This window comes from Halomonas sp. BM-2019 (assembly GCF_017584085.1).
The window spans coordinates 3,476,190-3,482,546 of sequence record NZ_CP071922.1; the positions used below are offsets into that span (position 1 = coordinate 3,476,190).

The window sequence follows — 6,357 nt, forward strand, 5'->3', positions numbered from 1 at the left end:
GGCGAGGCCTGGATGCGCGGCGACGTCCAGCGGCTGCGCCAGCTGTGGAACAACCTGCTCGACAACACCTGCGCCTACACCCGGCCCCCGGGCCGGCTGCGGGTCACCCTCGCCGCCACGCCCACGGGCCTGCGGGTCACCTGGGAGGACAGCGCCCCCGGCGTACCCGAGGGCGAGCTGGCCCGGCTCACCGAGCGGCTCTACCGGGTGGAGGGCTCGCGCAACCGCGCCAGCGGCGGCAGCGGCCTGGGGCTCTCCATCGCCGCGGCCCTGGTCAAGGCCCACGGCGGCGAGATGCACGCCTCGGCCTCGCCGCTGGGTGGGTTATGCTGGACGCTGGACTTTCCGACGCTCGATGACAGGGAGGAGATCGCATGACATCACGGGAACCCCAGGGGCAGAGCATCCTGATCGTCGAGGATGAACCCAAGATCGCCCGGCTGGTGGCCGACTACCTGGAAGGCAGCGGCTTCACCACCCATCACCTGGACCACGGCGACAGCGTGCTGCCGTGGCTGGCCGACGTGCGCCAGGCAGGCCAGGGCCCGGCGCTGGCGCTGCTCGACCTGATGCTGCCCGGCACCGACGGCCTGACCCTGTGCCGGGAGATCCGCCAGCGCTGGCCGGCGCTGCCGGTGATCATGCTCACCGCCCGGGTCGAGGAGGTCGACCGCCTGCTAGGCCTGGAGCTGGGCGCCGACGACTATATCTGCAAGCCCTTCAGCCCCCGGGAGGTGGTGGCCCGGGTCAAGGCGGTGCTGCGCCGCAGCCAGGGCGTCGACGGCGCCGGGCCTGCCGTGGGCAGCGACCTGGTCCTCGACGAGGAGGGCTGGCGGGCGCTGGCCGACGGCCAGGACCTGGGGCTGACCGCGGTGGAGTTCCAGCTGCTCAAGGTGATGATGCACGCCCCGGGGCGGATCTTCTCCCGGGACCAGCTGATGGACCACATGTACCGCGACCACCGCATCGTCTCGGAGCGCACCGTGGACAGCCACGTCAAGAAGCTGCGCCGCAAGATCGGCGAGGTATGGCCGGAACGCGAGGTGATTCGCTCGGTCTACGGAGTGGGCTACAAGTACCAGCCCGAGGAGTGATCGCCGGTCCCGCTTGCATCGCCTTTGCACGGTCGCTGCACCCCCCTTGCACCGGCCGGGGCGAGACTGGAACCGTCAACCCGAGGCCCGAAGGAGTGCCCCCATGAAGAAGTCCCTCACCCGCCAGCTGCTGGCCCCCGCGCTGCTGGCCATGGCCATCGCCCCCCTGGCGCTTTCCGCCACCGCCGCCTACCACGGCAAGGGCGCGGAGCAGCGCCAGGAGCAGCGCGAGCAGTGGAAGGAAGCCCGCGCCGAACAGCGCCAGGCCCTCTTCGATCGCGCCGGAATCGACGAGGCGACCCGCGAGGCCCTGGACGAGGCGCGCAGCGAGCACCGCGAGGCGATGCGCGAGCTGTATGAAGCGCATCGCGAGCGCCTGGCCGAGATCCTCGACGACGAGCAGCGCGAGGCCCTGGAGGAGGCCCGCCGCGAGATGCGCGAGGAGCGCCGCGCCGAGCGGATGGAGCAGCGCCGCGCCAGCATGCAGGAGCGCCTCGAGGCGCTGGTGGACGAGTGGGACCTCTCCGACGAGGAGCGTGAGGCCCTGCGCGAGACCCGCGAGGCGATCTATGCCGACCTGGCCGAGCTGCGGGATCGCGACTTCGACTCCCGCGAGGAGCGCCGCGACGCCATGCGCGAGATGCGCGACCGCCACCAGGAAGCGCTCTCCGAACTGCTTAGCGACGAGCAGCTCGAGGAGCTGCGCGAGACCATGATGCAGCGCGGCGAGGGCGGCTATGGCAAGGGGCCTGGCAAGGGCTATGGCAAGGGCCACCACAAGCACGGCAACTGAGCCGACCTCAGCCCGCCCCTGACGCGACGGGCCCGACCGCATGGTCGGGCCCGTCGTGTTGGGGGCCTGCAAGCCCCGTCGGTCGGTGTCTACCGCGCGCGGCGGCGGCCTCATGCGGCAATGGCAGGGCTTGCGGCGGCGCAGTAGAAAGGCGTAACGTGCAGGCTCCAGCTCTTTAGCACGCAAAGGAGTTGTCATGTCCCGCCGCTCTTCCCTGACCGGCTATCGCCTCCCTGTTCCCGGCAGCGCCCTGGTCGCCGCCTGGCGAGCGGGATATGGGCTCCCTGAACTGCGCCGCGACCTGCTGGCCGGCCTGACCATCGGCATCGTCGCGATACCGCTCTCCATGGCGCTGGCCATCGCCACCGGCGTGCCGCCCCAGCACGGCCTCTACACCGCCATCGTGGCCGGCGCCATCATCGCCCTGACCGGCGGCTCGCGCTTCAACATCTCCGGCCCCACGGCGGCCTTCGTGGTGATCCTCTTCCCCATCGTCGCCAGCCACGGCGTCGGCGGGCTGCTGATCGCCACCCTGATGGCGGGGCTGATCCTGGTGGCCCTGGGGCTCGCGCGGCTGGGCAGCCTGATCCAGTTCGTACCCTACCCGGTGGTGCTGGGCTTCACCGCCGGCATCGCCGTGGTGATCGCCCTGCTGCAGCTGCCCGATTTCCTGGGCCTGGCCGGGGTCGAGCTGGGCGACAGTACCCCGCACAACCTGGCCGCCATCGTTCGCGCCCTGCCAACCCTGGCGCCGGCCGAGCTGGGCGTGGGCCTGGTGACGCTGGCCACCCTGATCCTCTGGCCACGACTCAAGCTGCCGGTACCGGCGCCGCTGGTGGGGCTGGTCGTCGGCACCCTGGCGGCCCTGTCGGTAAGCGCCGCCGGAGCCGAGATCGCCACCATCGCCTCGCGCTTCAGCTGGGAGTTCCAGGGCCAGAGCGGCAGCGGCATCCCCCCCTTCCCCCCCAGCCCTGTGGTGCCCTGGCACCTGCCCGGGCCCGACGGCACCCCACTGACGGTGGACTTCGCGTTGATCCGTGAGCTGCTCGGGCCGGCCCTGGCCATCGCCATGCTGGCGGCCATCGAGTCGCTGCTCTGCGCCGTGGTGGCCGACGGCCTGACCCGCACCCGGCACGACCCCAACGCCGAGCTGGTCGGCCAGGGGATCGGCAACCTGGTGGTGCCCTTCTTCGGCGGCATCACCGCCACCGCCGCCCTGGCCCGCACCGCCACCAATATCCGCAGCGGTGCCGCCTCGCCGCTGGCCGCCGTGGTCCACGCCCTGGTGGTGCTGCTCGCCGTGGTGCTGCTGGCAGGGGTACTGGGCCATGTGCCCATGGCGGCGCTGGCCGCGCTGCTGTTCATCATCGCCTGGAACATGAGCGAGGCGCGCCACTTCGCCCACACCCTGAAGAGCGCCCCGGGCAGTGACGTGGCGGTGCTGCTGCTCTGCTTCGCGCTCACGGTGATCTTCGACATGGTGCTGGCCGTGGCCGTGGGCATGGGCCTGGCCGCGGCGCTGTTCATCCGCCGCATGGCCAGCCTGACCGAGGCACGGCGACTGCGTGCCGGCGAGCGCGAGGCGCCACCCACGCTGCCCCGCGGGGTGGCCTTCTACGATATCAACGGCCCGCTGTTCTTCGGCGCCGCCGAGAAGGCCGTCTCCTCGCTGCGGGTGGTGGACCCGGAGGTGAGGGTCATGATGCTGGACATGCGCGACGTGCCGAGCCTGGACGCCACCGCCATCGTTGCCCTGCAGGCGCTGGTGGAGGAACTGCGCGTCCAGCGGGTCAAGCTGATCTTCGTCGGCCTGCCGGCGCGGATGGTCATCAAGCTCAAGCGCGCGGGGATGCGCCGCCAGGCGGGGCGGCTGGCCATGGTTGCCGGCCAGGGCCAGGCCGCCCGCCTGGCCGAGCGCTGGCTGGCCATGGACTGAAGGGAAGCGCCGCGTGGGGGAGCGCCCGGTCCCGCCTTGCCGTCGCGGGACCGGGCGGGCGTCGACTCGTGGCGCGCCCCGGACTCACTGGCGCGGGTCATCCGCCGGATCGACGTACTCGATGCCCCAGGGGCCGGTGCCGTGGAGCTGGATGATGGTCTCGCCCTCGGCGTAGCCGAACATGGCATCGCCCGGTGCCATGATGGCGAAGCCGCCGACGGGCAGCGTCTTGGTAGCCTCGGGATCAAAGGTCTCGCCGTGGGCGAAGTGCAGGGTACCGGAGAGCACTGTCACGCGCTCGTAGGCGGGGTGGACGTGCGGTTTGATCTCGTAGCCGTCTGCCAGCCGCAGCCGGAAGGTGAAGGGCACCTCCTCGGCGAGGTCGCCCTCGATGATGGCGATCTCGGCTCCCTCCCCCATGGAGCCCACCGGCCCCCATTCGAGGTCTTCCGGGGTGCCGAGCAGGTGGCCGTCGCCATGATAGGGCGACGCCTGGAGGGTGCCCGCCGCCAGGGGCAGGGCCAGCAGCAGTGAGGCAAGGATCAGGGGCTTCTGCATGGTCATGGTCGGTTCCTCCGTATCGTCGAATCGATCGTTCTGGGTTGCCGCTCAGGCCTTGACGGCCAGCAGCGAGATACTCTTGACACCGTAGGTGTCGCTGGCCCCCCGCGCCGAATCGGTCAGGAAGCGGTATTCGGGGTGCTCGCGGAAGGCCTGGATCCTCAGGCCGGCCGCCTCGATGGCTGCCCGGTAGGCGTCCTGTTGGCTGGCCCCGCCGATGCAGGCGGCCCACAGGGTGGCGTCACAGGTCACCCCCTCCGGTAGCGGCGACTCGGTGACGATATCGGCCAGCGCCAGGCGCCCGCCGGGCTTCAATACCCGGGCGGCTTCGGCGAAGACCCGCGGCTTGTCCGCAGAAAGGTTGATCACCCCGTTGCTGATCACCAGATCGACGCTGGCGTCCGGGACGGGCGGCGCCTCGATATAGCCCGCATGAAACTCGACATTGCGAATGCCCCCCTCTCGGGCCAGGCGGGTGGCCTTGTCGCGCTGGGCATCGGTCATGTCGAGTCCCAGTACCCGGCCGCCAGGACCGGTCGCCAGTACGGCCAGCAGGCTGTCCATGCCGGAGCCGCTGCCCAGGTCGAGGATCGTCTCGCCCGGCTGGATGGCCGCCAGATCCAGGAAGTGCCCGACCCCGGCGAAGGAGTCGATGGCCGCGGCCGGGATGCGGTCGAGGGCCGCGGGGTCATAGCCCAGGCGCTCGGCCAGGGCGCGGCCCATCTCGAAATGGAAGTCGGCCTGCGGGGTCTCGGCCACCTCCCGGTACATGGCCTTGACCCGAGCCTCCAGTTCATCGCGATCCACCGCGGGTGCGGCGGAAGCGGTTGCCGTGCTGGTCATGGTGGTTCTCCTGCGTGATTGCGTGATGACGACACCCGGCGTGTCGTGTCCGCGGGGACGCAGCGCCGCGTCCTTTTGTTCCCGGCCCCTGGCACGGCATCGGGAACCCTGCCGCCCGTCGAGACGTCCCTGCGAACGAGGCGACTTGCCGGTCGCCGCGTGACCCGCCATCCTCGAGGTAATGGCCCATGGCCCTGGCCAGTGCGCTCATCCCATCCCCGATCCGGAGGCCCTGCCCTCCCCGCGGGGGCGATTCGGGAATCGCCATGCGAGACCGCGACACCGCCAGGCAGCGGCAGTGGTTCGAGCAGCGCCTGGAGCCGCTGATGGATCGGCTCTACGGCACCGCCCTGCGGCTGACCCGCCACCCCGAGGACGCCGAGGACATCGTCGCCGAGGCGGTGACCCAGGCGTGGCGTCGCCTCGAGACCCTGCGCGACCCGCGACGCTTCGAGGCCTGGCTGTTCCATATCCTCACCAACGCCTTCATCAGCGAGTGGCGACGCCGCCGGAGTCGCCCCCCGACCGCCGCCGAGGCCAGCGAGGCGGATACCCTGGATGTCGCCCAGTTCACCCTCTTCCAGCAGCTTCATCAGCCCTTCCTGCTGTGGTGGGGCAGCCTCGAGGAGCAGTTCTTCAACGGCCTGCTGCAGGAGGATCTGCAGGCGGCGCTGGATGCCCTGCCCGACCCCTTCCGCCTGGTGATTGTGCTGGTGGAGGTGCAGGGCTATACGTATGAGGAGGTATCCCGCCTGCTGGAGATTCCGCTGGGCACCGTCAGGTCGCGGCTCAGCCGCGCCCGGGGGCTGCTGCAGAAGACCCTCTGGCAGCAGGCCAGAGACGCCGGTATCGCCTCTGGCCACCAGGGGAAGGGAGGCCGGCCATCATGAGCACCAGGGAGCTGGGCTGCGAGGAGGTCATCGAGCGGCTCTTCGACTATCTCGACCGGGAGCTCGAGGTGCAGCAGGCCGAGGATATCGAGCGACACCTGACCAGGTGCCGCGACTGCTTCTCACGTGCCGAATTCGAACGACGATTACGGGCCAGGGTGGACGCGTCCGGCACGGTGAGGGCCCCGCCACGGCTGCACCGGCGAATCCGTCGCCTGCTCGACCAGTTCGACAGCGACG

At 70.8% G+C, this 6,357-nt stretch carries 8 protein-coding genes; 6 read left to right on the forward strand and 2 right to left on the reverse strand.

Features of this window, described 5'->3' with window-relative positions:
- The 4 genes from J5F18_RS17240 to dauA form a co-directional block, all read left to right on the forward strand.
- The coding region (locus J5F18_RS17240; RefSeq protein WP_346299763.1) for an ATP-binding protein at nucleotides 1-378 on the forward strand (378 nt) is incomplete at its 5' end.
- Nucleotides 375-1,094: a response regulator gene (locus J5F18_RS17245; RefSeq protein ID WP_346299764.1), complete on the forward strand. Its 720-nt coding sequence runs from the start codon at nucleotides 375-377 to the stop codon at nucleotides 1,092-1,094. The genes J5F18_RS17240 and J5F18_RS17245, both read left to right, overlap by 4 nt.
- Nucleotides 1,095-1,197: 103 nt before the next feature.
- Entirely contained in the window at nucleotides 1,198-1,887 is a 690-nt protein-coding gene (locus tag J5F18_RS17250; RefSeq protein WP_346299765.1) for a hypothetical protein, read from the forward strand.
- 196 nt (nucleotides 1,888-2,083) lie between these two features.
- Nucleotides 2,084-3,823, forward strand: a complete 1,740-nt coding sequence (gene dauA, locus J5F18_RS17255) for a C4-dicarboxylic acid transporter DauA (RefSeq protein WP_346299766.1) — start codon at nucleotides 2,084-2,086, stop codon at nucleotides 3,821-3,823.
- Nucleotides 3,824-3,907: 84 nt separating this feature from the next.
- Here the strand turns inward: dauA and J5F18_RS17260 are convergent, their stop codons facing one another.
- Both J5F18_RS17260 and J5F18_RS17265 read right to left on the reverse strand, forming a co-directional pair.
- The gene (locus J5F18_RS17260; RefSeq protein WP_346299767.1) at nucleotides 3,908-4,387 is read right to left on the reverse strand and encodes a cupin domain-containing protein; all 480 of its coding nucleotides are present in this window, start codon (nucleotides 4,385-4,387) and stop codon (nucleotides 3,908-3,910) included.
- A gap of 45 nt (nucleotides 4,388-4,432) precedes the next feature.
- Nucleotides 4,433-5,227 carry a methyltransferase domain-containing protein gene (locus J5F18_RS17265; RefSeq protein WP_346299768.1) on the reverse strand — a complete coding sequence of 265 codons (795 nt, stop codon included), beginning with the start codon at nucleotides 5,225-5,227 and terminating at the stop codon, nucleotides 4,433-4,435.
- 266 nt (nucleotides 5,228-5,493) lie between these two features.
- Between J5F18_RS17265 and J5F18_RS17270 the strand changes: the two genes are divergently transcribed.
- Nucleotides 5,494-6,117, forward strand: coding sequence for a sigma-70 family RNA polymerase sigma factor (locus J5F18_RS17270; protein ID WP_346299769.1), 624 nt, complete (start codon nucleotides 5,494-5,496; stop codon nucleotides 6,115-6,117).
- Nucleotides 6,114-6,357, forward strand: a 244-nt coding sequence (locus tag J5F18_RS17275) for a zf-HC2 domain-containing protein (RefSeq protein WP_346299770.1), incomplete at its 3' end; no start/stop codon positions are given. The genes J5F18_RS17270 and J5F18_RS17275, both read left to right, overlap by 4 nt.

Excerpts from the sequence above, each read along its gene's own strand:
- J5F18_RS17260 (WP_346299767.1), bottom strand. The coding sequence starts at position 4,387 with ATGACCATGCAGAAGCCCCTGATCCTTGCCTCACTGCTGCTGGCCCTG.
- dauA (WP_346299766.1), top strand. The coding sequence starts at position 2,084 with ATGTCCCGCCGCTCTTCCCTGACCGGCTATCGCCTCCCTGTTCCCGGC.
- J5F18_RS17265 (WP_346299768.1), bottom strand. The coding sequence starts at position 5,227 with ATGACCAGCACGGCAACCGCTTCCGCCGCACCCGCGGTGGATCGCGAT.
- J5F18_RS17250 (WP_346299765.1), top strand. The coding sequence starts at position 1,198 with ATGAAGAAGTCCCTCACCCGCCAGCTGCTGGCCCCCGCGCTGCTGGCC.
- J5F18_RS17270 (WP_346299769.1), top strand. The coding sequence starts at position 5,494 with ATGCGAGACCGCGACACCGCCAGGCAGCGGCAGTGGTTCGAGCAGCGC.
- J5F18_RS17245 (WP_346299764.1), top strand. The coding sequence starts at position 375 with ATGACATCACGGGAACCCCAGGGGCAGAGCATCCTGATCGTCGAGGAT.